The 26499-nt window shown below is 71.4% G+C and carries 19 protein-coding genes, 1 other RNA gene and 1 pseudogene; 10 read left to right on the top strand and 11 right to left on the bottom strand.

Annotation, left to right across the window (positions count from 1 at the left end; genetic code table 11):
- The first annotated feature begins 72 nt into the window (after positions 1 to 72).
- Entirely contained in the window at positions 73 to 1626 is a 1554-nt protein-coding gene (locus tag M3673_RS09535; RefSeq protein WP_251533219.1) for an AMP-binding protein, read from the top strand.
- A gap of 28 nt (positions 1627 to 1654) precedes the next feature.
- Here M3673_RS09535 and M3673_RS09530 read toward each other — a convergent pair whose 3' ends face one another.
- On the bottom strand, positions 1655 to 1972 hold the full coding sequence (locus M3673_RS09530; RefSeq protein ID WP_193660985.1) for an antibiotic biosynthesis monooxygenase: 318 nt from the start codon (positions 1970 to 1972) through the stop codon (positions 1655 to 1657).
- Between the two features lie 73 nt (positions 1973 to 2045).
- Here M3673_RS09530 and M3673_RS09525 point away from each other — a divergent pair, with 73 nt between their 5' ends.
- The 4 genes from M3673_RS09525 (at position 2046) to M3673_RS09510 (ending at position 7218) form a co-directional block, all read left to right on the top strand.
- Complete coding sequence (locus M3673_RS09525) at positions 2046 to 3200, top strand: Nif3-like dinuclear metal center hexameric protein (RefSeq protein ID WP_251533217.1); 1155 nt, start codon at positions 2046 to 2048, stop codon at positions 3198 to 3200.
- A gap of 65 nt (positions 3201 to 3265) precedes the next feature.
- Complete coding sequence (locus tag M3673_RS09520; RefSeq protein ID WP_251533210.1) at positions 3266 to 3940, top strand: zinc ribbon domain-containing protein; 675 nt, start codon at positions 3266 to 3268, stop codon at positions 3938 to 3940.
- Complete coding sequence (locus M3673_RS09515) at positions 3937 to 5151, top strand: bifunctional RNase H/acid phosphatase (RefSeq protein WP_251533208.1); 1215 nt, start codon at positions 3937 to 3939, stop codon at positions 5149 to 5151. Before M3673_RS09520 ends, M3673_RS09515 begins: the two co-directional genes overlap by 4 nt.
- 1092 nt (positions 5152 to 6243) lie before the next feature.
- Complete coding sequence (locus M3673_RS09510; protein WP_251533206.1) at positions 6244 to 7218, top strand: hypothetical protein; 975 nt, start codon at positions 6244 to 6246, stop codon at positions 7216 to 7218.
- 201 nt (positions 7219 to 7419) lie between these two features.
- On the opposite strand, the gene yaaA is transcribed toward M3673_RS09510, so the two are convergent.
- The gene (yaaA, locus tag M3673_RS09505; protein ID WP_251533204.1) at positions 7420 to 8193 is read right to left on the bottom strand and encodes a peroxide stress protein YaaA; all 774 of its coding nucleotides are present in this window, start codon (positions 8191 to 8193) and stop codon (positions 7420 to 7422) included.
- A gap of 23 nt (positions 8194 to 8216) precedes the next feature.
- Between yaaA and M3673_RS09500 the strand changes: the two genes are divergently transcribed.
- Positions 8217 to 9668 carry an RNB domain-containing ribonuclease gene (locus tag M3673_RS09500; RefSeq protein ID WP_251533203.1) on the top strand — a complete coding sequence of 484 codons (1452 nt, stop codon included), beginning with the start codon at positions 8217 to 8219 and terminating at the stop codon, positions 9666 to 9668.
- Between the two features lie 197 nt (positions 9669 to 9865).
- Here the strand turns inward: M3673_RS09500 and M3673_RS09495 are convergent, their stop codons facing one another.
- The 5 genes from M3673_RS09495 to M3673_RS09475 form a co-directional block, all read right to left on the bottom strand.
- Positions 9866 to 10096, bottom strand: coding sequence for a hypothetical protein (locus tag M3673_RS09495; RefSeq protein ID WP_056864272.1), 231 nt, complete (start codon positions 10094 to 10096; stop codon positions 9866 to 9868).
- Between the two features lie 69 nt (positions 10097 to 10165).
- A complete protein-coding gene (locus M3673_RS09490) occupies positions 10166 to 11398 on the bottom strand; it encodes a glucose-1-phosphate adenylyltransferase family protein (protein ID WP_251533201.1) in 1233 nt (410 codons plus the stop codon).
- A 102-nt stretch (positions 11399 to 11500) separates the two neighbouring features.
- Complete coding sequence (locus M3673_RS09485; RefSeq protein WP_251533199.1) at positions 11501 to 12094, bottom strand: GNAT family N-acetyltransferase; 594 nt, start codon at positions 12092 to 12094, stop codon at positions 11501 to 11503.
- Between the two features lie 240 nt (positions 12095 to 12334).
- Positions 12335 to 12916, bottom strand: a complete 582-nt coding sequence (locus M3673_RS09480; RefSeq protein WP_251533197.1) for an endonuclease/exonuclease/phosphatase family protein — start codon at positions 12914 to 12916, stop codon at positions 12335 to 12337.
- Positions 12917 to 13131: 215 nt separating this feature from the next.
- Positions 13132 to 14319 (bottom strand): RNA polymerase sigma factor RpoD/SigA, encoded by a 1188-nt coding sequence (locus M3673_RS09475; RefSeq protein WP_251533195.1) that lies wholly within the window; start codon positions 14317 to 14319, stop codon positions 13132 to 13134.
- Positions 14320 to 14480: 161 nt separating this feature from the next.
- On the opposite strand from M3673_RS09475, the gene M3673_RS09470 reads away from it, so the two are divergent.
- On the top strand, positions 14481 to 17801 hold the full coding sequence (locus M3673_RS09470; protein WP_251533193.1) for an ATP-dependent helicase: 3321 nt from the start codon (positions 14481 to 14483) through the stop codon (positions 17799 to 17801).
- Entirely contained in the window at positions 17801 to 20596 is a 2796-nt protein-coding gene (locus tag M3673_RS09465) for a hypothetical protein (protein ID WP_251533191.1), read from the top strand. Before M3673_RS09470 ends, M3673_RS09465 begins: the two co-directional genes overlap by 1 nt.
- A gap of 44 nt (positions 20597 to 20640) precedes the next feature.
- Here M3673_RS09465 and M3673_RS09460 read toward each other — a convergent pair whose 3' ends face one another.
- Positions 20641 to 21060 (bottom strand): very short patch repair endonuclease, encoded by a 420-nt coding sequence (locus tag M3673_RS09460; RefSeq protein ID WP_251533189.1) that lies wholly within the window; start codon positions 21058 to 21060, stop codon positions 20641 to 20643.
- A gap of 108 nt (positions 21061 to 21168) precedes the next feature.
- On the opposite strand from M3673_RS09460, the gene M3673_RS09455 reads away from it, so the two are divergent.
- Positions 21169 to 22557, top strand: coding sequence for a DNA cytosine methyltransferase (locus tag M3673_RS09455; RefSeq protein WP_251533187.1), 1389 nt, complete (start codon positions 21169 to 21171; stop codon positions 22555 to 22557).
- Positions 22558 to 22570: 13 nt separating this feature from the next.
- On the opposite strand, the gene M3673_RS09450 is transcribed toward M3673_RS09455, so the two are convergent.
- The 3 genes and pseudogenes from M3673_RS09450 to rnpB form a co-directional block, all read right to left on the bottom strand.
- Positions 22571 to 24013, bottom strand: coding sequence for a hypothetical protein (locus M3673_RS09450; RefSeq protein WP_251533185.1), 1443 nt, complete (start codon positions 24011 to 24013; stop codon positions 22571 to 22573).
- 229 nt (positions 24014 to 24242) lie between these two features.
- Positions 24243 to 25402 (bottom strand): annotated as a pseudogene (locus M3673_RS09445) (IS3 family transposase).
- Positions 25403 to 25601: 199 nt separating this feature from the next.
- An RNA gene (gene rnpB, locus M3673_RS09440) (RNase P RNA component class A) lies at positions 25602 to 26000 on the bottom strand.
- Positions 26001 to 26028: 28 nt separating this feature from the next.
- On the opposite strand from rnpB, the gene M3673_RS09435 reads away from it, so the two are divergent.
- A complete protein-coding gene (locus tag M3673_RS09435) occupies positions 26029 to 26466 on the top strand; it encodes a tetratricopeptide repeat protein (protein WP_082502852.1) in 438 nt (145 codons plus the stop codon).
- The last annotated feature ends 33 nt before the right edge of the window (positions 26467 to 26499 follow it).

The raw sequence follows: 26499 nt of genomic DNA, 5'->3' as shown, positions 1-26499 counted from the left end.
CACTCCCCGTCCAGGAGGGTCCAGGAGACTCGTCCGCCCGGCGTGCCGCCGGGCGACCAGCCAGGAGGTCCGATGTTCGTCCCGTTCAGCGTTGCCGACTTCATCGAGCGTGCCGAGGGGGTGTACGCCGACCGCGTCGGCGCCGTCGACGAGCCGCAGCAGCCTGCGACCCCGCTGGGTGACGGGGGCCGCCTCACCTACGGCGAGATGGCCGCCCTGGCCCGCCGGCAGGCCGCGAGGCTCGACGAGCTCGGCATCGGCGTGGGCGACCGGGTCGCGGTGGTGAGCCACAACAGCTCGCGGCTGCTCACGTCGTTCTTCGGCGTCGCCGGGTCGGGTCGCGTGCTGGTGCCGGTGAACTTCCGGCTGCGCCCCGACGAGGTGAAGTACATCGTCGAGCACTCCGGGGCGCGGGTGCTCTACGTCGACCCCGAGCTCGACGAGGCGCTGCGCGAGGTGACCGCGGAGCACCGCTTCGTGCTCGGCGACGACGACGACCTCTACGCCCCCGAGGGCACCGAGCCGCGGGCGTGGGAGCACGACGAGAACGCCACGGCCTGCATCAACTACACCTCGGGCACGACCGCGCGGCCCAAGGGCGTGCAGATCACGCACCGCAACATCTGGACCAACGCCGTCACGTTCGCCATGCACGTCACGCTCAGCGACCGCGACGTCTACCTCCACACGCTGCCGATGTTCCACGCCAACGGCTGGGGCATGCCCTTCGCCACCACCGGCCTGGGCATCACGCAGGTCGTGATCCGCAAGATCGACGGTGCGGAGATCCTGCGGCGCGTCGAGGAGCATGGCGTCACGGTGATGTGCGCGGCCCCGGCCGTGGCCGCCGCCGTGCTGGAGGCCGCCCAGGAGTGGGAGGGCGAGATCCCCGGGCGCGACAAGGTGCGCATCATCATGGCCGGTGCCCCTCCGCCGACGAAGACCGTCGCCCGGGTCGAGGAGGAGCTGGGCTGGGAGTTCATCCAGATCTACGGCCTCACCGAGACCTCGCCCCTGCTCACCGTCAACCGCTCGCGAGCCGAGTGGGACCACCTCGGCGCGGAGGAGCGCGCCGGTCTGCTGACCCGCGCCGGCGCACCCGCGCTCGGGGTCACCCTGCGCATCGACGACTCCGAGGAGGGGGCCGGGGAGGTGCTGGCCCGCTCCAACGTCGTGCTCGAGGGCTACTGGGAGCAGCCCGAGGAGTCGGCGCGGGCGCTGGCGGGCGACTGGTTCCACACCGGTGACGGCGGTGTCATCGGCGAGGACGGCTACCTCACCATCAGCGACCGCAAGAAGGACGTCATCATCACCGGCGGCGAGAACGTCTCCTCGATCGAGGTCGAGGACGTGCTCTTCTCCCACCCCGCGGTCTCCGAGGTCGCCGTCATCGGCGTGCCCAGCGAGAAGTGGGGCGAGACGATCAAGGCGCTCGTGGTGCTCGGCCCCGGCGGCGAGGCCACCGAGGCCGAGCTGATCGCGTGGTGCAAGGAGAAGGCGGCCGGCTACAAGGCCCCGACGTCGATCGAGTTCCGCGACGAGCTGGCCCGCACCGCGACGGGCAAGCTGCAGAAGTTCAAGCTGCGCGCGCCGTACTGGGAGGGTCGCGACCGCCAGGTCAACTGACCGCCCGACCAGCGGGTCGACCGACGGGTCAGGAGGAGGCGGCGACGTCGAGGACGACCTCGAACTCCAGCAGGTCGGCGCCCGAGGAGACGGGGTCGCGGCGCTCGCCGCCCTCGCCCCCGTGCACGGCGCCGGCCTGACCCTCGCGCCAGGCGGCGAAGGCCTCGTCGTCGGCCCAGTGGGTGACCACGAAGTAGCGCGACTCCCCGGCGACGGGGCGCAGCAGCTGGAAGCCGAGGAAGCCGGGCGTGCCGTCCATGCGGTGGGCGGCGGCGCCGAAGCGCTTCTCGAGCTCGGCACCGGCCTGCGGCGGCACGGAGATGGCGTTGATCTTCACGACGGGCATGCGCCCAGCCTAGGACCGGTCGCACAGGAGTCGGATGCCCGTCACCGGGCGTACGCCGGATAGCCTCCCGCCCATGCACTCGCCCCTCTCCCTGCGCGACGTCGTCGACCTGCTCCACGGGTGGTACCCGCCGGCCACGGCCAACGACTGGGACCGTGTCGGCCTCGTGCACGGTGACACCGCACAGCCCGTGGCCCGGGTGATGCTGGCCGTCGACGCGACGCTCGAGGTGGCGCAGGACGCCGTCGCCTGGGGCGCCGACCTGCTGGTCGTGCACCACCCGCTCTTCCTCCAGGGCGTGCACGGCTTCACCACCGAGACGCCCAAGGGGCGCACGCTGATGACCCTGGCCCGGGGCGGCTGCGCCCTGCTGGCCGCCCACACCAACGCCGACCAGGCCGCGGGCGGGGTCTCGGAGGCGATGGCGCTCGCGCTGGGCCTGGAGGACCTGCGCCCGGTCCTGCCCGCGCCCGCCGCCCCGCTGGACAAGCTCACCGTCTACGTGCCGGCCGCCGACGCCGACCGGGTGCGCGCCGCGCTGGCGGAGGCCGGCGCCGGGTCGGTGGGGGCCTACGAGCACGCGTCGTTCTCCTCCGTGGGCGAGGGGCGCTTCCGGCCGCTGCCCGGCGCGCGCCCGGCCATCGGCACGGTGGGCCAGTTCGAGGTGACCTCCGAGGTCAACATCGAGGTCGTCATGCCGCGCAGCCGTCGCTCCGAGGTGGTCGGGGCGATGCTGGCCGTGCACCCCTACGAGGAGGTCGCCTACGACGTCGCCGAGATCGTCGACGCCGGCGTCGGCCTCACCGGCACCGGCCGGATCGGCACGGTGGCCGAGACGACGCTGCGCGACTTCGCCGACGTCGTCGCCCGGGCCCTGCCGGCCACGGCCCAGGGCGTGCGGGTCGCCGGCGACCCCGACCGCGTCGTACGCCGCGTCGCGCTGTGCGGCGGGGCCGGCGACTTCCTGCTCGACCGGGTGCGCGGCAGCGACGCCGACGTCTACGTCACCAGCGACCTGCGCCACCACCCGGCCGGGGAGTTCCTCGAGCACGACGGCCCGGCCCTGGTCGACGTGGCCCACTGGGCCGCGGAGTGGACCTGGCTGCCGGTGCTGGAGAAGCGTCTGCGCGCGGCGCTGGGCGATACGGTGGAGACCCGCGTCAGCACGCGATCGACCGACCCCTGGACGTTCCGCACGGAGCGTCCCGACACCAGGAGCACCCCCTGAAAGCCGACCCGTCCGCCCAGCTGAAGCTCCTCGACCTCCAGGAGCTCGACGCCCGCGCCGACCAGTTGCGCCACCTGCGCTCGCACCTGCCCGAGCTGGCCGACATCGCCGACCTCACCACGCAGCGCAAGCAGCTCGACGACCAGGCCCGCGACGCACGGATCGTGGTCGACGACCTGCAGGCCGAGCAGGCCAAGGTCGACGCCGACGTCGAGCAGGTCAAGGCCCGCCGCACCCGCGACCGCGACCGGATGGACCAGGGGCTCATCACCAACCCCAAGGACCTCGAGCGCATGGGTCACGAGCTCACCTCCCTCGAGCGCCGCATCGCCAGCCTCGAGGACGACGAGCTGGAGGTCATGGAGCGCCTCGAGCAGGCCCAGGCGACCCTCGACTCGCTCACCGCCCAGGTCGAGACCATCGACACGCGCCTGGCCACGCTCACCGAGGCGCGTGACGAGAAGGCCGGCGTCATCGACTCCCAGCTCGTCGACGTCGAGGCCCAGCGCGGCCCGTCGGTCGAGGGCCTGCCCGAGGACCTGCTGGCGCTCTACGAGAAGCTGCGCACCCAGAAGGGCGGCGTGGGCGCCGCACGGCTGCACCAGCGCCGCTGCACCGGCTGCCAGCTCGGCATCGACAACGCCGAGATCGCCGTCATCCGCTCCACCCCCGCCGACACCGTCGTGCGCTGCGAGGAGTGCTCGCGCATCCTCGTGCGCACCGCCGAGTCGGGCCTGTGACCGCTGCTCCCACGCCGGCGCCCCGCCGGGTGGTCGTGCAGGCCGACGGCGGCTCGCGGGGCAACCCCGGGCCGGCGGCCTACGGCGCCGTGCTCACCGACGCCGACACCGGCGAGGTCGTCGCCGAGGACGCCGCGCGCCTGGGGGTGGCCACCAACAACGTCGCGGAGTACTCCGGACTGATCGCGGGCCTGCGCCTCGCCCGCGACCTCGCGCCCGACGCCACGGTCGAGGCGCGGATGGACTCCAAGCTGGTCGTCGAGCAGATGTCGGGGCGCTGGAAGATCAAGCACCCCGACATGGTGCCGCTGGCGGCCGAGGCGAGGACGCTGGCACCGGCGGGCACGACGTACACCTGGGTGCCGCGGGGGCAGAACGCCCACGCCGACCGGCTCGCCAACGAGGCGCTCGACGGTCGGCGCGACGGCGTCACCGTGGCTCCGGGGTACGCCGGGGCGGGGGCGCCGGCCCAGGAGCACGACGAGTCGCTGGTGGAGGAGGTCGAGCGCTCGGCACCCGCGCGCGGCTGGTCGGGCCCCGGCGGCCCGCCGACGACCCTCGTGCTGCTGCGCCACGGCGTCACCCCGCACACCGCGGCCAAGCGCTTCTCCGGCGGTCTCGGCGGCGACAACCCCGGCCTGAGCGAGGAGGGCCGCGCCCAGGTGCGCGCCGCCGCCGACTGGCTCAGCGGGCTCGGTGACCGGGTCGACGCCGTCGTCGCCTCGCCGGTGCGCCGCACCCAGGAGTCGGCCGCGATCGTCGCCGAGCGGCTCGGCCTCCCGGTCGAGACCGAGGCCGGCTTCGCGGAGATGGAGTTCGGTGCCTGGGACGGCCTGACCTTCGCCGAGGTCGCCGAGCGCGACCAGTCCGGTCTCGACGCCTGGCTCGGCTCGCTCGACGTGCCGCCGCCCGGCGGGGAGTCCTTCGCGGTGGTGCAGGAGCGGGTGCTCGCCGGTCTCGGTCGGGTGCTGGAGCAGCACGCCGGGCGCACCGTGGTGGTGGTCAGCCACGTGACGCCGATCAAGACGCTGGTCGCGCACGCCGTCGACGCGCCCCTCGGTGCGGTCTTCCGCATGGAGCTCTCGCCGGCGTCGATCTCGGTGCTGTCGTTCTACCCCGGGGACGAGCCCTCCGCCCCCCGCGGCTCGATGCGGCTCTACAACGCCCTGCCCCCCGGCGACCAGGCCAGCCTCGACCCCGGTCGCTGGTAGCCGCTGGCGCGGGCGCCGCCGGCTGTGGCCCGTCGTCTGCCGCCACTGTTGGGCGGCAGGCGTCGGGGTCGGCTGTCGAGGGTGAGGTGGTGCGGCGGGGCCGAGTTACCTGCCGGGGCGTCTCGCCCCGGGTGGGTCGTGGTGGTCGCCGATGTTGCCGGGTCGGCAGCGTGTGGGAAGTGGCGGCAGACGGCAGGTCGGAGGGGCGTGGGCCTGTCGTTTGCCCCCACTTCTGCGTGGGCGGGGCCGCCGGGTCGACTGTCGTCCGGTGTCGGGGGTGCGGCCGGGTCCTGCTGCGGGTGGCGGCGCCGGGTGGCTGGTGGTGGCCGCCGCTGTTGCCGCGTCGGCAGCGTGTGGGAAGTGGCGGCAGACGACGGGTCGGAGGGGCGTGGGCCTGTCGTTTGCCGCCACTTCTGCGTGGGCGGGGCCGCCGGTCGGACGTCGTCCGGGTCGCGGCGGTGCGGGCCGTGTCCTGCTGCGGGTCGCGGCGCCGGGTGGCTGGTGGTGGCCGCCGCCACCGGGTTGATGGCCCGCGGGGACCTGGCGGCACACGCCAGGTCGGAGGCCCGCAAGAAGTGGCGGCAGACGGCAGGTCGGAGGGGCGTTGGACTGTCGTTCGCCACCACTTCTGGGTGACTGTTCGGCTGGCTGATCGAGGAGGATGTGGTTGCGCCGAGGGGGCTGAGCTCCCTGCCGGGCCTCTCGACCCCGGGTGGGTCGTGGTGGTCGCCGCCGTTACCGGGTCGGCAGCGTGTGAAGTGGCGGCAGACGACGGGTCGCAGGGGCGTGGGCCTGTCGTTTGCCGCCACTTCTGCGTGGACGGGGCGCCGGGTCACCCGTCGTCCGGGTGTCGGGGGTGCGGCCGGGTCCGCTGCGGGTCGCGGCGCCGGGTGGCTGGTGGTGGCCGCCGCCACCGGGTTGACGGCCCGCGGGGAGCTGGCGGTGAGCGCCGGATCGGCAGCGTGCGGGAAATGGCGGCAGACGCCAGGTCGGAGGGGCGTGGGCTCGTCGTACGACGCCACGTCCGGGTGCTCGTCCACAGGGTGCCGCCGTGGACGGGGACGACGGGCTCGGAGTGGGCAGGATCCGGGGGTGTCCAGCCTCGCGAGCGGTCCCGCCCCCGACGGTCCCGACGAGCCCGACGCCGGGGCCGTGCGGGGGCGCCGGCGCGGGGTCGGGTGGCGTCAGGTGGCGCACGGCCTGCACGTGCCGGTGTCGGCCGGGGACGACGACGAGCTGGCCGCGTGGCTGCTGCTGGTGCCGCCGTCGGGCGGCCTGACCCATCTCACCGGCGCCGCGGCGCGGGGCTGGTCCCTGCCGCCGCTCCCCGCCGGTCTGCCGGTGGTGGTCTGCATGGGCCGGCGTGACGTGCGTCCGGCCCGCCCCGGGCTGCGCACGATCCGCCTGGCGCGGCCGCGGGTCGAGGACGTGCGCGGACTGAGGGTGGCGCCCGCGCTCGACGTGCTCCTGGCGCGCGCGTGCGACCTCGCGCTGCTGGACCTGGTGGTCCTCGTCGACGCCGCGCTGCGCGAGGACGCCTCCTGCCTCGACGGGCTCGCGGACCTCACCGGGCGCCGGGGCCTCCCGGCGCTGCGTCGCGACGCCTCGCTGGCCGACGCCGGGGCGGAGTCGGTGTGGGAGAGCGTCCTGCGGGTGCTGCACCACGTGTGCGGGGCCGAGGTCGCGAGCCAGCACGAGGTGCGCGACGACTCCGGCCTGGTCGCCCGCGGCGACCTGTGGCTGGTCGGCACGACGGTGCTGCACGAGTACGACGGAGCCCACCACCGCGAGGCGCCCCAGCACGCCGACGACCTGCGCCGCGACCGCCGCCTGGCCCGCGCCGGGTGGTCGCGCCGCGCCTACACCTCGGGCGACCTCGTCGGGCGGCCCGGCGCCGTGGTGCGCGACGTCGACCTGGCCCTGGGGCGCGAGCACGACCCGGCGGCGGTGCGCGCGTGGACCGCGCTGCTGCGCGAGTCCTGCTTCACCCCCGCGGGGCGCCAGCGACTCGTCGAGCGGCTGGAGCTCTCGCCGGTCGGGCACGTTGCCGAGCGCCCCGTCGGGTGACCGGCCGACCTCGCCTCCGAGCACCCCGTCGGCATCCGACGGAAGCGGCCGACCGAGCGCCGTGCGAGCGGCACCGTGCACCGTGCACCGTGCACCGCGCCGACCGCACGCGTGACCGTGAGCCCTGGACGCAGGGGGCGACGGGCGAGCCCCACGGTCTCCCGGCGCAGCGGCACCGGCCCCCGGTGGGCTCGCGGCCGGTCAGAGCGCGGCGACGACCACGTCGAGGCGGGTGCCCTGGGGTCCGGGGTCGCCGAGCTCGACGGTCCAGCCGAGGTCCTGCAGCGCCTCGGCGAGCCGCGCCGGGGTGCGGGGGTTGGCGCCGTCCTCGAGCAGCCCGCGCACGAGGCGGCCCTTGGTGGCCTTGTTGAAGTGGCTGACCACCTTGCGCACCCCGTCGACCTCGTGGAGCACGCGCACGGTGGCCACGCGGCGCGCCTCCTCGGGTGAGGGGCGCCAGAAGGCGGCGTACGTCGAGGAGCGCAGGTCGACGAGCAGGCCGTCGCCGACGGCGTCGAGCACGGCCGGGCCCAGCGCCTCGCGCCAGACCCCGGCGACGGGGCCGAGGCCGGGCAGCGAGGTGCCGCCGGAGAGCCGGTAGGCGGGGATCCGGTCGGCGGGCCGCACCAGGCCGAAGACGCTGGAGACGACCGCGAGCCGGGTGGCGGCGCGGCGCCGGGCGGCGGGGGAGAGGGTGGGGGCGTCGAGCGCGTCGTAGACGACCCCGGCGTAGACCTGGTCGGCGCGCGCCGTGGGGCTCTCGCGCAGGCGCCGGTCGAGGTCGACGAGGTCGAGCTGGGTGGAGCCGACGTCGAGGGTGCGGGCCGCCGCCTCGGGGTCGCCCTCGCACAGGGCGACCAGGGCGTCGACGACGCGCTCGCGGGCGGGGGTGAGCGAGGGGGAGGAGAGGGACCCGAGGTCGAGGGGCTTGCCACGCCGCGGCGCGGTCTTGCCCTCGCTGGGGGGCAGCAGCATCAGCACGTCGCTATGGTGCCTGCATGCCCAGCAACCGCGTGGTCCGGGTCCGCTCCTCCGACGACGGGGTGGCCGCGACCCGGCTGCGCGCCGGGATCGACCGCATCCGCGAGGAGCTGGAGGTCACCGAGGCCTTCCCGGCCGAGGTCGAGGAGGCCGCCGCGCGCGCGGCCGCGGCGCCCCGGCTGCCCGACCTCGACCGCACCGACCTGCCGCTGCTGACCATCGACCCCGAGGGCGCGCGCGACCTCGACCAGGCGCTGCACCTCGAGCGCAGCGACGACGGCGGCTTCGTCGTGCACTACGCGATCGCCGACGTCGCGGCCTTCGTGACCCCCGGCGACCCCGTGGACGTCGAGGCCCACCGCCGCGGCGAGACCCTCTACGCCGCCGACGCGAAGGTGCCGCTGCACCCGCGGGTGCTCAGCGAGGACGCCGCCTCCCTGCTGCCGGGGCAGGTGCGGCCCGCGCTGCTGTGGACGATCACCCTGAGCGCCGAGGGCGAGCGCACCGACGTCGTGGTCGAGCGGGCCCGGGTGCGCTCGACCGCCCAGCTGTCCTACGAGCAGGCCCAGGCCGCGATCGACGACGGCAGCGCGGTCGACTCGCTGCGGGTCCTGGCCGAGCTCGGCCCGATCCGCCTGGCACGCGAGGCCGCGCGCGGCGGGGTGTCGCTGCCGCTGCCCGAGCAGGAGGTCGACGTCGACGGCGAGACCTGGCGCCTCGAGTTCCGCCGGCAGCTGCCGGTGGAGGAGTGGAACGCCCAGCTCTCCCTGCTCACCGGCTTCGCGGCCGCCGCTCTCATGGTCTACGGCCGCGTCGGCCTGTTGCGCACGCTGCCGCCGCCGGACCCGCGCGACGTGCAGCGGCTGCACCGCACCGCCCGCGCGCTGGGCGTCGAGTGGCCCGCCGAGCAGCTCTACCCCGACTTCGTCCGCTCCCTCGACCCGTCGCTGCCGGCGCACGCCGCGATGGTCGTGGCCTGCACCCGGCTGCTGCGCGGCAGCGGCTACGTCGGCTTCGACGGCGAGGTGCCGGCCGACCCGCAGCACGCGGCGCTGGCCTCGGAGTACGCCCACGTCACGGCGCCGCTGCGCCGCCTGGGCGACCGGTACGCCGGGGAGGTGTGCGTCGCGCTGTGCGCGGGGGAGGACGTGCCCGCGTGGGTGCTGGCCGAGCTCCACGAGCTGCCGCGCACGCTGCAGCGCTCGGGCCAGCTGGCCGGCCGCTACGAGCGGGCGGTGCTCGACCTGGTGGAGGCCGGGGTGCTGGCCGGGCGCGTGGGCGAGGACATGGCCGGCGTGGTCGTCTCGGTCGACGACGAGGGCCACCGGGGCACCGTCGTGGTGGCCGACCCCGCCGTGGAGGCCACGGTCACGGCGGCGGGCGAGCTGCCGCTCGGGGCCGACGTACGGGTCAGGCTGGAGAGCGCCGACGTGGCGACCGGGAGCGTCGGGTTCGCGCTGGTGGAGTGAGCGGCGCCGTCGCGGGAGCGTCGTGGGGCGAGGAGGGCCGGCCCCCGGGTCTGCCGCGTCTCGTGCCGGGGGAACGCGAGCCGCGTCGCAGCCACCCGGGGGGCCGTGGGTCCTACTCTCCCCAGCGCGCGGGGGCGATCACTCCTCCGATCGGGTATTTCTGGCCGGGGACCCGGTCAGAAGCCTCCCGACGGGGCTCAGGTGTCTCGGCGCGGGCGCTCGTAGTCCGACGGCTCGCTGTCGATCATGAAGCCGCGGTCGGCCTTGATGCCCTCGACCATGCGGTGCAGCCAGTCCTCGTCGGAGGTCTCGATGTCGCGCTGGGCCAGCTCGCCGCGCAGGTAGTCGAGCAGCTCGGTCTGGCCGGTCGCGTAGGCGACCGAGGTGGAGTCGACCGCGGCCTGCAGGTCGGCGTCGTAGGTGGCCATGGGGTTCCTTCCGTCGGCGCCGCCGGTCGGCGGCAGGTGAGCAGTGTGACGTACGTCGGGGCGGTGCGCTCAGGCGGTGGTGCCGGGCTCCAGCCGCGCACCGGGCTCGAGCACCACGCCCTCGCCGACCGTGCACTCGCGGCCGAGCAGCACGACGTGCTCGGGGTCGGGCCGCGAGGCCGTCTCGCGGGGCGCCCCGACCATGGCGCCGACGCCGACGCGGCAGCGCACGTCGACGACGGCGTCGTGCACGGCGCTGCGGGCACCGACCACGGAGTCGGCGAAGAGCACGCTGTCGGTGACGATCGCGCCCTCCTCGACGACCACCCCGGGCCCCAGCACGCTGCGGTGCACCGACCCCGCGACCTGGCAGCCCGGGGAGACGAGGCTGTCGACGACGTCGGCGCCGTCGCGCAGCCGCGCCGGCGAGCGCTGCGGCTGGCGGGTGAGGATCGGCCAGTCGGCGCGACCCAGCACCCCCTGGTCGTCGAGGAGCAGGTCGTGGTGGGTGCGCAGGTACTTGTGGGGCTCGCCCAGGTCGCGCCAGTAGCCGTCGAGGGCCAGCGCCCGGGTGCGGCCCCGCTCCACCAGCCGCGGCACCAGGTGGTCGCCGAAGTCGTCGAGCCCGGAGTCGCCGGCCGGGCTGTCGGCGCCGAGCTCGCGGTGCAGCTCCTCGAGCACCGCCACCAGCACGACCGGGTCGTAGGCGATGACCTCGGTCGAGACCACGGAGGTCACGGGCTCGTCGGGCTTGTAGGCGAAGCCGGTGACGAGGCCGTCGTCGTCGGCCTCGACGACCCCGTGGTCGCCCGCCTCGGAGGGGTCGACCTCGCTGGTGAGCAGGGTGCACTCGGCGCCGCGGTCGAGGTGGGCGGCGACGAGCTCGGCGTAGTCGTAGGTGTAGACGTGGTCGGCGCTCATCACCAGCAGCACGTCGGCGCCGAAGCCGGCGACATGGTGGCGCAGCCGGTAGAGCTCGTCGGCGTTGCCCCGCGCGAAGCCCTCCTCGTCGAGGCTGCCGGTGCCCTCCTCGGGCATGAGCAGCCGCAGGCCGCCGCGGGTGCGGTCGAGGTCCCACGGGCGTCCGTTGGCGACCTCCTCCTCGAGCGTGCCGCCCTGGAACTGCACCGAGAGCCACACGTCGCTGATGCCGCTGTGGGTGAGGTTGGACAGCGGGAAGTCGACGAGCTGGAGGACACCGGCCACGGGCAGCGCGGGCTTGGCGCGCTCCCGGGTCAGCACGTCCATGCGCCCACCGGCGCCGCCGGCCTGGACGATCGCGAGCACGCGGGGTCTGGTCATGGGTCACCCAAGCACGGACGCCGTCTCGTGCGCGAGGCCCCCCGGGGTGGTGCGGGAACCCCCTGCGCCGCGGCCCCGCCCCGGACGCGGCGCGGTCTCGGCTCAGGCCCCGGCGGACGGCCGGTGCCGCACGACGCGGCGGCGCAGGGTGGGGGAGGAGACGACCTCGTAGCCGGCCTCGACGAAGACCTGGAGGAGCCCGACCGACGCCTCGTCCCAGATGACGGTGCGCCCCGGGGCGGGCTCGATCGGGTAGCCCTCGAGGACGTGGGCGCCGACCTGCGCGCCGTACTCGACGGTGGCCGCGGCGAGCTCGTAGGTGAGACCGGCCCTGCGCCAGCCCGACCGCACCACGAAGCAGGTCACCGACCAGACGCCGGACAGCTCGGGGTCCTGACGCATCCAGGGCTGCTTGCGGCTCCAGATGCGGGGGTAGTGCTCGCGCGGCTCGACGGCGACCCAGCCGGCGGGCTCGCCGTCGACGTAGCCGACGAGGCCGGAGGTCGGGCCGTCGGTGCCGCAGGCGGTCTGTGCGACCAGCGCCGCCTCCCGCTGCTCCTGGGTGGTGTCGCGCCAGATCCAGCCCGGCGCCTTCAGGCCCTGGCAGCGGCACCTGCTCGCCCCGCCCGCCGCGAACACGGCCGCGACGTCCTCGGCGGAGGCGCGGTAGGCCGGGAGCCAGGTGAACTTGGGCATCTCGCGACCCTAGGACCTCCGCGTCCCGGGGTGAAGGGGCACTCGCGGTGCAGCGGGCCCCGGGGTGCAGCGGGCCCCGGGGTGCGGACGGGCTGGCCTGTAGGCCGGGGCCGGTTCTCGCGTGATTTGCCGTCGATGGAAAGCGGCGGAAAATGCCGTCTGGCCTGCGAAAACGCTGATCCGGAGTGACTGTCCGGAACGGACGTTTATGAACTTCTTGCGGACTCTGTGCGGACTGAATCAGGCCTCGATGACCTCGACCACGTACGCATCGTGGTCAGAAAGTCGGCCCTCGTCGAGGAGAGCCGAGTGGTGCTCGACGCGGGTGCTCCACGTCGCTGGAATCGCGATGTGGTCGATAGAACGTAGACCCTCGATCTGGTGCGGCGCATCAGTCGTCGCGGCGTGAAGGCCGAGCTCGGCGAGCGCCGTCAGGAGGTGATCACGCCCGGCCTTTGATCCTGCGAACTCGCGACCGTGCAGGGCATGGTTCCAGTCCCCGCCCCAGATGTCGGGAGCAGCCTGCCGGATGGCGCCGACGGTGTCGATGGTGCGCTCGGTAGTGTTCGCTCCGGCCCACGGCCCACGGCCCACGGCCCACGGCCCACGGCCCACGGCCCACGGCCCACGGCCCACGGCCCACGGCTCGCGTGAGCCGCAGGATCTCCACGGCAAGATCGAGGAGCAGAAGCGGCGGCCCAGGATCTCTGCCATCGCGGACGCTCCGTGCTGATCCGGGAGCGGCGTCAGCGGGTGACGCGACCAGATGCCCGCCCAGTGGCGCCTTCGTGCCATCTGCGCCTTGACCACGTGCTCGGTCATCGCGGGTATCTCGACTCGGTCCGAGACCTCCGTCAGCAGGAGAACGACACATCGCAGGTCCTCGAGGAAGACGCGATGGTCATCGCTCCAGCGTCCTGCCAGGTTCCAGGTTTCGACACGTAAGACGCCAGGTAAGCCTGGGGCGTTGTTGACTGCACAAGGCGTTGTGGCGACGTCCGAATGCGCGGGGGTCGCTGAAGTTGAGGGATCTACAGTTAGGCGGCACGAGAGTCGAGGATGAGCACGCCCTCGATGACGAGTCGCTCCCGGATCCTCGTCATCGCCTTCGCCTCGATCTGGCGGATCCGTTCGCGGGTCACTCCGTAGACCTTGCCGATCTCGTCGAGGGTCGCGATCTCGTCGTGTGGGGCGAGGCCGTAGCGGCGGCGGACGACGTCTGCCTCCCTCTCGGTCAGGTACCCGAGGAGACGCTCGACATCCTCGACGAAGAGGCCACGGATCTCAATGCTTTCAGGCGAGTCTTGCTGGGCGTCGACGACGTCGCCGAGCGTGAAGCCGTCCTCGCCGAGGGACATGTCGAGCGAGAACGCTCCGGGCGCGAGGGCGAGGCACTGGTCGACCTTCGCGACCGCGATACCACACGCCGCGGCGAGATCAGGGCGAGACGGCCCGCGCCCTTCCGCGGCCAATTGCTGCCGGGTCATAACGACCTTGCGGACGAGCTCCCACATGTGGACAGGAAGCCTGATAAGCCGACCTTCGTTGGCCAGGTTCCTGGTGACAGCCTGACGGATCCAGTGGGTTGCGTAAGTCGAGAACTTGTTGCCGGACGCCGGGTCGAAAAGCTCAACAGCCCGAAAGAGCCCGACCATGCCGCTCTGGACCAGGTCTTCATACTCCAGGCCCTGGTTTAGGTAGCCCCTGCTGATCGAATGCACCAGCCCGATGTTGTGGAAGACCATTGCCTCAGCCGCGGTGCGCGCCTGTCCGGTGAGCAGGCCGAGCCCGCCCCGGTTCAGCGGCTCGCCACTGGGACGAGCGATCAAGGTCAGCCCAACCTCCTCATCGGCAGTCAGAATGACTTTGGCCAGTCTCTTCGACGACATGGTCCGATCGAGATCGAGACGACGACGGGCGGTGGCCACCGGATCAGTATTAGTCTGCGGCGCCGCAGGCCCGGGACTGGTCTTGGCGGTCTGCATACCCGGCCAGGGATCTAGCCCAACTAGGTCCTCCACGACCCGGATCCGGGCCTGGCCGAGCGCATGGTCGAGCGCGAGCCGCAGCCGAGGCTGAAGGTCAGGGGAGAGCATCGCGACGTCGAGGGCCTGCTCAACCCTGGACCTGATGACCGAGCTGTCGCGCAGGTGCGAAGCGATGTGGGTCACCACGGACTGGAGTGCGAGCTCGACTGCCCGCTCGCCGCCTGCCCATCCGTTCATGTCCTGCTCCTTGTCCTGGTGATCCTGGACCCTAACCGCCACCTCCGACACATCTGACGAGGTCGCAGGAATTGGTGCAAGTGGGGACGGCGCGGCGGACTCAGGTGAAAGACTTCTCGAGGGGTTATGGGGATACGCGGGTCAACCTGAGAGGTTCGGTAGTGCTGGACGAGAACGCCCTGTGGCGGCGGTGCGAGAACGCCTGGGCGCAATGGCTGAGCGACAAGGGAATGATGGTCGCCCGGTTGACCGACGCGACCAACAACACGGCGCACTCCGCGGCTCCGCTGATCCAGATCGGCAACAAGTGGCTGCGCGCTCCCGACCTGCTGGCCACGAGCAAGGTCGGCACGGAGTACTGGGAGGTCAAGACCCGGTCGCGACCGGACGTAGACCAGCTCACCGGGCAGAGCGAGCACTGGATGGAGTACGCCGCCTACCGCAACTACCTCGAGGCCGCCGAGTTCGCGACGCACGTGTGGGTGGTGCTCTACGAGACCCCGACGGCCACGTCGCCAGGTCGCTGGCTGCAGATCGACATCGAGGTGCTGCAGCAGGTCGGCTCGCGCGACAATCGCCGCGGGGTCGGCGGAGTCTTGGTCGACGCTTGGTCCTGGCCGGTCGCGGAGATGCTCACGGTAGCCGGACCGCCGGTCGAGGTCGTTGCCGACGCGGTCCCGCTGCTGCCGGAGGAGGGTGACGAGGAGGCGTTGGCGCCGACAGAGGAGTCAGCGCTAGAGAAGGTACTCGGCACGCTCGCGCCGGTCGAGCGCACTTTGCGCACCCGGAGACGCCGTACGACCCCCGCCCCGCACGCCGAGCAATCTACGGAGCAGGTTCCGCAGGAGGAGCCGTCTACTCCGTCTGCGGTGGTGCTCGCCGAGGGTCCTGAGCTGGTCGACGAGCACTGGCTCGACAGTGAACCCGTGGTCGCGCTCGACGTGCTGCGCCGGAACCTCGGCATCCCCTTCGCACCGCGCTACTCCGTGCTGCGGGTCGGTCTCGACAACCTCGACGTCGAGGACCTCCTGGGGCTGCTGCACTACGGGATCAGGGTCTTCCTGGTTGTTCCTGAGCTGCCCGCCGACGCGATGGAGGCGACCCAGCTCCAGGCCTTCCTGGACAGCCGGATGCTGGAGTGGGCGGCGGTCCCGGAGGCAGCTGGGTGCTCCGCCTGGGTCGTGGACGGTCAGTTGGACGGCGCGCCCGGGAACGCCCGGCGCGCCGTCGAGGCGGCCGACGACCGCGGCGACGTCAACCTCGCCCAGTACAGGATCGTGCACGCGCCCCTGGACGCCGACGTGGTCGTCCGCGCGGGAGCGGGCACTGGCAAGACCGAGACGATGGCCGAGAGGGTGGTTTTCCTGCTGGCCACCAGCAGCGCTCGTGGCCGTGACGCCTCGACGACCACCGACCTGCGTGCAGACGAGATCGCCCTGGTGACCTTCACCAAGGAATCTGCGTCCGAGATGCGCCAGCGCATCGCGAGGACGTTGCTGCTGCGACAGCGGTTGTGCCAGCGGTGCGCACTGCCTGCTCTCGCCTGGATGCTGCAGCTGGCCTCGGCAGACATTGTCACGATCCATTCCCTGGCCAAGAGGATCACCGCGTCGGGAGCAGGGGCTATCGGGCTTGGGCCCGAGTTCCGGGTCGTGATGCGGACCATGGAGTTTCGTGCTGCTGTCTACCGGGCGCTGTCGGACCGGCTCACCGCGATGATCGACATGCACCCCCAGGCGCCGGCGGCGTACGAGTGGCTAGACCACGTGCAAGACGTCTGGAACGCCCTGGAGAACAACGGCATCGACCTCTTCGGACTTGGGGCGGGGGCGTTGCCGGCCCAGGACGCGGTCGACTGGGGGCAGGCGCCGGGGACCGGTCTGGAGACGTCCGTCGTGGACACGACCCGGGAGGTCGTGCTGGAGGTCGCCCGGGAGATGCGGGCGATGTCGCTGCGGGACCAGACGCTGCCTACCAACCAGCTGGTTCCGTCTGCGACCGCCGCGCTCCAGGAGCAGGCCGAGCCGCTCGTGCGGGGCTACCGCTACCTGTTCGTCGACGAGTTCCAGGACACCGACGCGGCGCAGATCGATCTGGTGCTCGAGCTGCGGGAACGCCTGGACTGCCGGCTGTTCGTGGTCGGTGACGTCAAGCAGGGCATCTACCGGTTCCGCGGTGCCGAAGGCAACGCGTTCGCTGAGCTGGCGCACCGGGTCACCGGCCGTGGTCTGCCGCCGATGTCCTACTTCGGCCTCACCCGGAACTTCCGGTCCGGGGAGCGCTTGCTCGGCTCGTTGCACCCGTACTTCGCGCAGTGGGGCCGCGACAAGCTCCTCGCCTACTCCGACACTGACCGGCTGCGGCCCCGTCGTCGTGACACCGACACCAGCGAGGAGATTGTCGTCACCTCGGTCCCCAAGAAGAACGCCGACAGCAAGGCGGCGGACCAGGTGGTCGCCTGGCGGCACAAGCACCCGACCGACAGCGTCGGCATCCTTTGCAGGACGAACCGTCAGGCGAAGGACGTCCAGGCTGCGATCCGCACACGTGGGCTGTCCTGCGACCTCCGGGTGGGCGGCGGCTTCTACGAGACACCCGCCGTGGTGGAGCTGCGGGTCTTCCTGGAAGCGGTCGCTGACCCGGACGACGATGCCGCGCTGCTGGAGCTGTGCGAGACGCGGTGGGCGCCCGGTGTCCTATGGGGAAAGGCGCCGACCGGTGTCACGGACGAGGTGTGGGGTGTGGCCAGTGAGGCGCCGGTCGTGTGGGCGGCCCGGGTGGCCGCGGTGGGCGTGGGTGGCAGCTTCCGACGCGACGACCTGGACCTGCTCCGGAGCCGGCTAGCGGCGCTGCGCGGCATGCTGGCCGACGTACCCGTGCTTGCCTGGGTGGTCGAGGTCGCCCGCACCTTCGAGCCCGAGGCGTTTGCGGTCCCGGACGAGGATCCTGCAGAGCGGGCCCGTTACGGCCGGTGCCTGGATCACCTGATCACCCAGGTCGACACGATTTTCGGGGACGGCGCGATCACCCTGGAGCGGCTGCTGTTCTGGCTGCGGCTGCAGGTCGCGACCAACGACAACGAGGACGAACCGGACGCCGAGACCGACGGCAAGGTGGTCGCGCTGACGGTGCACAAGGCCAAGGGTCTGCAGTTCCACCGGGTGCTGGTGCCGCGGACCTCCTCGCCCTTCGCGCCATCGTGGCCGACGGGGACCGAGGTCAGCGTGCTCCGGCCGCACGGGGAGAAGCCTCGGCTGCTGTGGCGTTGGCGACCCTCCAGATCCGGCCCGGCCACCAACGTGCCATTGGCCCGGGCCGCAGACTGGGTGGTCGACGCGCTCGACACCACCCGCGAGGAGACCCGCCTGCTGTACGTCGCGCTGACCCGTGCTCGGGAGGAGCTGATCGTGTTCATCGATCCCAAGGCTCAGACGCACCGACCGCCGCGCAGTTGGGCCGAGCTGATCGAGGGCGTGCTCTGATGGGGGTCTTCGGCGCGGTCGCGCTGCCGCGGGTCAGCAAGGGAGAGATCGAGCGGGTTCTCGGCACGATGGACCGGCGCTGGGACTCGGTCTCCCACGTCACCGCGACTACCACGCTTACCCGGGGGATCCGGGACTCGGGAGCCCTGGCCTTGCCGGTGGCGACCCTGGTCGACCTCCTGGTGCTGCCGGGCCTGCCCGGCGCGTTGGCGTTGCCGCTGGACGACTTCCCCGGGCCGGCAGCGTTCGGGCAGGACCGGCGCGCGTACAACGACCAGGTCGGGGCATGGCAGACGAAGGCGAAGTCGCGGCGGCTCCGGATCGGGATCCAGGTCGATGACCTGCTGCGTCAGTTTGTCCGCGAGCAAGCCGACAACCCCAGCGGCCGCGCTCTGGTCGCCTCGCGCCGGGAGTTTGCCCGCACTGTGCACGCGTTGGTGAACGCCGGGGTCGACCCGCGCGGGCTCCAGGCCAGGGACGTCCTCGGCCAGGTGGCCGCCCGGGCTTGGGAGTTCGCCGAGGACAACCTCGAGGCGCTGAGGACCCCACGCGACCTGCTCTGGGTCGAGCCGGACGACCTCACCCACGACGCGACGCCGGACGGCACGAAGGTGGCGGCCGCGCTGCGTTCCGCGTTGCGCACCGCCTTCGGTGACCAGGAGCGGTGGACCCTGGTCCACCACGGCTTCTACTTCTACACCCCGCCCCAGTGGGCGATGTTCCAACTGCTGCGGGCGCTTCCGGAGGTCGACCAGGTGTTCGTCGTCCACGACGACGGCACGAACCCCGCGTTCAAGTCGTGGCGACACTACTTTTGCACCGAGCTCAACATGCCGGTGCCGAGACTGATCGCTGGTGCGGAGACGGTCACGGGTTTGGCCGCTGACTTCCGCGGAGTGCTCACCGGCCAGGGCTCGGGCACCCTCGCCGGGCTCGACGTACGGGAGTGCCGGAGCGCGACGGAGCTGGTCCGCCTTTGGCAGCAGGAGGACGAACGGCACGCGGCCGAACGTGCGGCAGCGCCAGCAGCAGCCGGGGAGTCCGCTCCCGGGGGCGAGGCCGCGGAGACGCCGGTCAGGATCCGGTATGCCGCCGCGGCGAAGGACGTCGAGCGGCTGGCCCAGCGGCTCGGTCGTGCGCACCAGCCCGTTGACGCCCGGCTGGGGCAGCTGCCGGTCGGGACCTTCCTGATGGGCCTGCACGGCTGCATCCGTCAGGAGACCGGTGGCCGGACCTCGGTCGAGCTTGACGGAAGTGCGATGCTCGACATCGTCACCTCCGGGTTTCTCGACGTGGCCGCGCCACCCCGGGCCGCGGTGCTGCGCCGGGCGCTTCCGTACTTCGAGGACTGCCGGACCGGCGACCAGTGGGTCCAGCGCGCTGAGCTGCTCGCCACGACGGTGCGCGAACGGGTCGCCCCGCTCGGTGCCCGCGAGGATGGCACGACCGACGTCGAGCGGCTGAAGGCGGCTGCGGCGAACCCGGCCCGCCTGGCGCCGTGGGCGGACCTCTCGGTGGCGGAGGCCGTCAGCATCGAGCGGGCGGTCCGGCGGGTGGTTGTCCTGGTCGAGGAGATCACGGTGCGGGAGCGGATCACGCTCGGCGACCATCTGGGCCGGGTCCGGGACCAGCTCCGTCGTGCGCTGGCGAGCGCCGCGCAGGAGGAGCGGGACAGGCTGGAGGACACCTTACGTGGCTTCAGCGTCCAGCTCGAGGACGAGATCGACGTCGCCGGGCTCGTCGACGTGGTGGCGATGCTGCTAGGGCGCGAGGCCAGTACCGCGCGTGAGGAGACCGAACCCGACGGGGGCGACGACGACGCGCAGGTCCAGGAACTGCGTGGACTGGACGTGCTCGCGCTGGAGCGGAGCACCGAGGACCTGCACCTGGCGAACTTGGCCGAGGACGTGTTCCCCAGCCGGACCTCGGCGGTCGGGTGGCCGTTCGACGTGGAAGACCTGCTCCGCTCCGACGATCAGGTGGTGCAGCCGGTGGTGACCACCATGCTGACGACCCGCGCCTCGACCGGCGCTCTCGGCGATCTGTACCTCTTCTGGGTTGCGCTCGACGGGGCCTCCCCGGGCCGCAGCGTCACCCTGAGTTGGCAGTCTGACGTGGCCGCCGACCGGCGCCGGCTGTCACCTCTGGTGGCGCTGCTGACCCTGCCGGACGTGGACGATCTCGCGATCCGCCAGATCGCCGGGGGCATGGCCGTGGCCCCGGTGGTGAGCGCCGCCGACCGCCCGGAGATTGGGAGCACCCCGGTGCCGCGGGAGGTGCTCGTGTCCGCGAGCGACCTGGATGACGTGGTGACCGCGCTCGACCGGCGAGCGGTCGCGGCGGCAAAGGCGTGCCCGCGACGGTTCGCACTGCAGTGGGCACTCGGCCCGAGCGCTGGCTTCGGGCCCGAGTTCCTGCAAACCATGCTGTATGGAAACCTTGCAGGTGCTTTGGAAAAGGTCGGTCTGGCGAGTGGGCTTGCTGCTGCGGTGACGGCGAACGACCTATGGCCGCATCTGACGACCGGACAACGTAGGAGCACCCAGGCGCGGTCGGTGGTGAAGAAGTCAGGTGGTGCACGTCCGGAGTGGTTGCTCACGTTGGCCGGCGGGCAGAACGGCACGGGTCCAGCAGATCGGGCGTACCAAGCGGCATATGGCGGAACCTCGGTGAAGCCAGCGGACGTTGTGCCTGCGGGTAGTGAGTTCCTGCCGCCCGGCGTCGACGACGCGAAGGTCTGCACGATGTGTCCGGTCCAATCGCGTTGCTCGCAGCGCAAAAAGCCCGAGCGCTAGGCGCTCGGGTCTCCGGCCCGAGGCTGGAGCCGTCCACTTCTCGTCTAGCGAGTGCGGACGGCTTCAATGAGCCGCGCCACGATTTTCTCGGGATCGTCGTGTTCCCAGGCTCGCAGTACAAGCCAGCCGGCGTCCGAGAGTCGCTCGTTTGTCTCGGAGTCGCGCTCACGGTTTCTCTTGATTTTCGCACTCCAGTAGTCGGCATTGGTTTTTGCGGCGGTTCCGTGCACTGGACAGCCGTGCCAGTAGCAGCCGTCTATGAAGACCGCGACCTTGGGTCTGGTGAAGACAAGATCGGCGCGCCGATTCAACTCGGGAAGGGGCTTTACGTCGACCCGGTAGCGGAGACCCCGGGCATGTGCAAGGCGGCGGACTGCCAACTCGGGGGATGTGTCGCGGCGGCGGTTGGACTGCATGACGGCGCGGGACGCAGGGCTCGATGCCCATGACTCGTAGGCCGCCATACGTCGACTCTGCCCCGGTGGTCGTACCGTTCGCTCAAGGTCGGCCGAACGCATGTTCGACGGCGAGCCGTCGCGAGCTGGGGGGTGGCGGCGCCTAGGCTGTGCGCCATGACTGGGCCGGCGTTCCGCTTCATTGACCTGTTTGCCGGCATCGGCGGATTCCACGCAGCGCTGTCCGCCCTCGGTGGCGAGTGCGTCTACGCCGTCGAAGTCGACTCCAAGGCAGCGTCGGTCTACGAGCGCAACTGGGGACGCAACCCGCTCGGTGACATCACCCAGGACGCCAACGACGACGTCATGAACGTCCCGGCGCACGAGGTGCTCGCCGCGGGGTTCCCCTGCCAGCCGTTCTCGAAGTCCGGCGCCCAGCGCGGCATGGACGAGACTCGCGGAACCCTCTACTGGAACATCCTCCGGATCATTCAGGAGCGACGTCCGAAGGTCGTGCTGCTTGAGAATGTGCGCAACCTCGCGGGTCCGCGACATGGGCACGAGTGGCAGGTCATCATCGAGACTCTGCGAGACGAGGGATACCGAGTGTCCGAAGTCCCGGCAGTGTTCTCGCCTCACCTGCTGCCGCCAGAGCGCGGCGGTCGTCCGCAGGTCCGCGAGCGTGTGTTCATCACGGCTACCTATGACCCGGACGGACTGACCGGCGGCCTTGACGTCGAGCCGCCGATCATCAGCGGGCAGCCGGTCGACGGTTGGGAGCCAGCGACGTGGCACCTTGAGGAACTGCTCGACGACAGCCACAACATTCCGGGCTGCAACCTGACCGACTCCGAGCGGCTCTGGATCAATGCCTGGGACGAGTTCGTTCAGACGTGGTTCGAGCGAACTGATGGTCGGCGCCCGCCCGGGATGCCGATCTGGGCAGACTCGTGGAGCGACGTCTGGAGTTCAAAGTCGTCTATGCGGTGTGTCTTCGGGTCGACTCCCCACTACCGGGAGCTGATGGAAGCAGACCCCTCGCTCCCGCAGTGGAAGGCCGGTCATCTCGCCAAGAACTATGCGCTGTTCATCGAGCACGAGGACTGGATCAAGCCGTGGACGCGCAAGTGGGGGATCTACACCGACAAGTTCCCCGCGTCCCGACGGAAGCTTGAATGGCAGGCCCAGGACACACCGCGCCTGTGGGATACCGTGATGCAATTGCGTCCCTCAGGCATCAGGGCAAAGCGCCCCACCTACCTGCCTGCGCTCGTCGCGATCACGCAGACCTCCATCATCGGTCCCCGGGAGCGGCGACTTTCGCCCCGAGAGACGGCGCGGATGCAGGGCCTTCCCGAGTGGTTCGATTTCGGAACACAGCCTCCGGCCGCCACCTACAAGCAGATGGGCAACGGCGTGAACGTCGGCGCCGTCTGGCACGTCCTGCAGGAGCACGTCTCTCGCGACGAGGATCTGTTGAAGAGGTCTGCTCCCGGACGACGGATCCTCGACGCGGTACTTGCCGCTCCGATGTCCCCTGACGCGGCCCTCGCCGCCCGGCACTGAGCCGTCGGATCGGCTACCTGGACCCCCTGCCTTTCGGCCACGTGTAGGACGCAACGCGTATCCCTGTGCCCGCCTTGGCCGTGTTCATCTCGAACTTTGGTGGACGTGGCGCACCGACGCCGCCCGCGACTCGGGGTGCCTGACGTCCCTGGGCCCTCGGCGTCAGCTGCCCCGACAGGATGGCGGATCCGAGGGCCAGTGTGTCGGGAACCCAGTACGCATCCACGTGTAGTGGATTGAACGCAGATTTCCGAACTCGGCTGCTGCCTGAGTTGGACGGGGCTGACGCCCTGCCCGAGCGCTTCGCCTTCCACGTGTCGTGCCAAACCTTGAACTCCCCGTTGTGATCCATGACGGCGTCGCCGCTCACGACGAGGAACCCTAGGCCCTGCTCGTCGACGCAATCGCGGACGGCACGCTCGTCATTGAGCAGCATGACGTCGCTCGCGCGCTTGTTGACTGGCCCGATGGTTTGAATCGACGTGTGGACCTTGATGTCCCACACCCACGAAAGTGCGTAGTCGAAGGCAGTCGAGCCATAGGCGCGCCGTGGTCCAGGCACGTTCGGAGTGAAGGAAGCGTTCAGGATCGCCTTGGCCTTCTCCTCGCCATAGAAGCCCTGCCACTCGAGATCGTTAGAGCCACGAAGGTCGTTCTCGGCCAGCCAACGCACAGCCTGCTTGGCGTCCCAGTGAACCGGGAGCGCCGCGAGGAGCGCGGCCGCAAGTGCGTCACCCTCTGCCTCAGGGGTGGTCAGGGCGTCGGAGACCACCTCGCCGAGACGGCCGAGGTGCCGCTCGGCCCCGGCGAGGATCGCGTTCAGCCCAGTGAGCTTGATGGTCTGGCCGGTGGCTGTGAAGTCCTTGGACCAGGGGGCGTTCAGCACCTCGGCGAGGGTCGCTCCGAGCCGATGCTTGCTGCTGGTGTCAATGCGCTCATCGCTCGGGAAGAGGTTGCCGGCAAGGTTCTGCAGGGCGCTCTTGTGCTCCTTAGAGCCGGGGCCAAGCCATTCGCGGGGTGCTCCCGTCAGCGCGGCGAGGCGCGTCACGGCTTCGATCTTCGAGCGAGCTGGGTTGAACGTTGCCCACTCCGCGCCGTCAAGGCCAGGCGCAGAACGCGCAGTGACCCGCTTGAGCGAGCCCGCGGAGTAGGCGTCCGAGGCCGCGTCGAGGAGCGCATTCAAGCCGTCGAGATTGACGCTCGTCTTAACGACGTAGGTCGGCTCCCAGACAATGTCGAGGCGCTGGGCCGCGCGTTCCGCTGTCATCGCGCTGGTCCATGATGGATCTTCTTCTACGCCGAGCGCTTCGGCAAGCACCGCGAGTGCGCCACGCACGCCGCGCGATCCGCCGGGTGAGTCCTCGGCGGGTGCGCCACCCGCCAAGGCGTAGACGCGGGCCGTTGCCTCGTCGTACGACTCCGCCGGCAGGAAGTACGGCTGATCCTGTCCATGCACGCCTCGGACCGTATCGGCTCAGTCGCGGGTCGTCCGCTGAACATGACCCGCGCCGCCCGGTTTGGGCTGAGTCGACCTTACTCGTGGCGGCGTCCGTTGCGATGGCTCCGGTTGGTGATCCGAAGCCGCCAACGCTCAGCAGATCAATCGTTCCCGTCGTTTCTAGGGTCTGCTGCACGGATAGGTGACATCTTGACCTGCCCCACCGTTTGGGTTCCAGTCGCGGTGACTAACTGGCTGCGGTGATGGTGTCGGTTTCGGACAGTAGTTCGTACTCGATCGGAGTGCGATAGCCGAGTGCGGAGTGGCGTCGGCGGCGGTTGTGGAAGATTTCGATGTACTCGAAGATCGCGTTGGCGAGCTCGACCCGGGTCTTCCATCGTCGGCGGTTGAGGAGCTCGATCTGCAGCGAGGACCAGAAGCTCTCCATCATGGCGTTGTCGAGACCGACGCCGACGGTGCCGAAGGATGGCAGCAAGCCGGCGGAGCGGATCTTCTCGCCGAAGACCCAGGAGGTGAACTGGGTCCCGTGGTCGGCGTGGACGATCCCTCCAGGTTCGGGGCGACGATTGCGGATCGCCATGTCGGGGGCGTTGACCACGAGCGTGGCGTCCTGTTTGGAGTCGATCGACCAGCCCACGATGCGGCGGCTGTAGGCATCGAGGACCGCGGCACAGTAGATCCACCCTTCCCTCGTTCGGTGTTGCGTGATGTCAGTGACCCACAGCTCGTTGGGACGGAGCCGGTGGAACTTCCGGTTCACCAGGTCGTCGGCAGTGACGACGCCGCGGAGCCGCTTGACCCGGGTAGGGCCCGGTAGGCCGTAGATGCCGGCCTAGTTCATGAGCAACCAGACGGTGCGCTCGCACACGGTGATGCCCATCCCCATGGTGAGTTCGGCGTGCACGCGCCGGTAGCCGTAGGTGCCTCGGGAGGCGACGTGCACTTCACCGATGAGCCCTGTGAGCCATTGGCGCCGCAGCTGTGTCGGGGTGATCGGGATGCGCTTCTGCTTCTAGTAGTTCTGCCGAGCCACTCCCAGGACCCGGCAGCAGCGATCGGCCGGGACCCCAGCGTCGACGAGTCGGTCGATCACCGGGTAGAGCCTTTTGGGCGGGGCTTGTCCTCGCCCAGGAACTTCGCCGCCTGCCGGACGATGACCAACTCGGTCTCAAGCTCGCGGATGCGTCGGCGAGCCGCACGCAGCTCGGCCGACTCGGTGGTGCTGACTCCGGGAGTCTCACCGCGGTCGACGCGGTCCTGCTTGACCCACTTGGAGAGCGTGACGGAATGAATGTCGAGCTCCTGGGCGGTCTGCTTCTGCGGTTTGCCCGCACGGACGAGCGCGATGGCTTGGGCACGGAACTCGGGCGGGTAGGCACGGGGCACGGTGTTCAGCCTTCCGGTGAAGGCAGTCACTTAGCCACAGGAACTGGAACCTTTCTGGTGGGGCAGGTCAACCTGTCACCTGATCGTGCAGCAGACCCGATCGCGTCGATAGTTGAAGATGCAAGAGTACTTCTCTTGCGGACTATGTGCGGACTACAGCGGTGTCGTGATCGCGTTTCCGAAGGTCAGCCGTGTTTTGCGGACGGGCTGGCCTGTAGGCCGGGTTCTGTGCCGGCTCGCGCCGGCGGCGACCATCCATCTACGACTGCCGTTGCCGACAGCCTCCAGCGGTCTACCCGTGCACTCGGGCGGGTCACCCTCAGACGTGCACGCGTGCGGGGCCTCGCGGCTCCGCACTTCTTGACCTTGCTCCAGGTGGGGTTTGCCTAGCCGCCCCGGTCGCCCGGGGCGCTGGTGGTCTCTTGCACCACCGTTTCACCCTTACCGCCTCGGGCCGGAGCCCTCGGCGGCGGTCTGTTCTCTGTGGCACTGTCCCGCGGGTCACCCCGGGTGGGCGTTACCCACCACCACGCCCTGTGGAGCCCGGACCTTCCTCGGCGCCTCCCAGGGGAGACGACGCGGTCGCCCGGCCAGCCCGTCCGCAGGAGAGAACGTACCGTGGGGGCGTGTCCTCCGACGACCTGGTGCCCCCGCCCCTCGTGTTCCCCGGCCAGACCGGCGCGGAGTCGGCCTACCGCGTCGCCCACGACCTGCTCGTGCGCCGCGCACCGGCCGAGGCGCTCGCCGTGCTCGAGCCCGCGCTCGCCCTCGACCCGACCAGCTCGGGGCTGCGGACCCTGCGCGCCTGGGCGTACCTGCTGCGCGCCCAGCTGACGAAGGCCGAGGCCGAGCTGGCCGGCCTGGTGGAGGAGAAGCCCGACGACCTGTGGGCGCGCCACGCGCTGGGGCGCGCCCTCGAGCGCCAGAGCCGCCTCGCCGACGCCCTGCCCCACCTGCGGCTGGCCGCGGCCATGTCGGGCGACCCCGAGCACGAGGTCGCGGTGCTGCGCGTCGAGCGGCGCCTCGCCGAGGCCGGCGAGCGGTCCTTCGACGACCTGACCTGACCCTGACCTGACCCGGCCTCGGGGCCCGGGGTG

The organism is Nocardioides sp. P86, assembly GCF_023712465.1.
GTDB classification, from domain to species: Bacteria; Actinomycetota; Actinomycetes; order Propionibacteriales; family Nocardioidaceae; genus Nocardioides; species Nocardioides kribbensis.
Note: the sequence above shows the minus strand (reverse complement) of the source record. Positions and strands in the feature narration are given on the sequence as shown.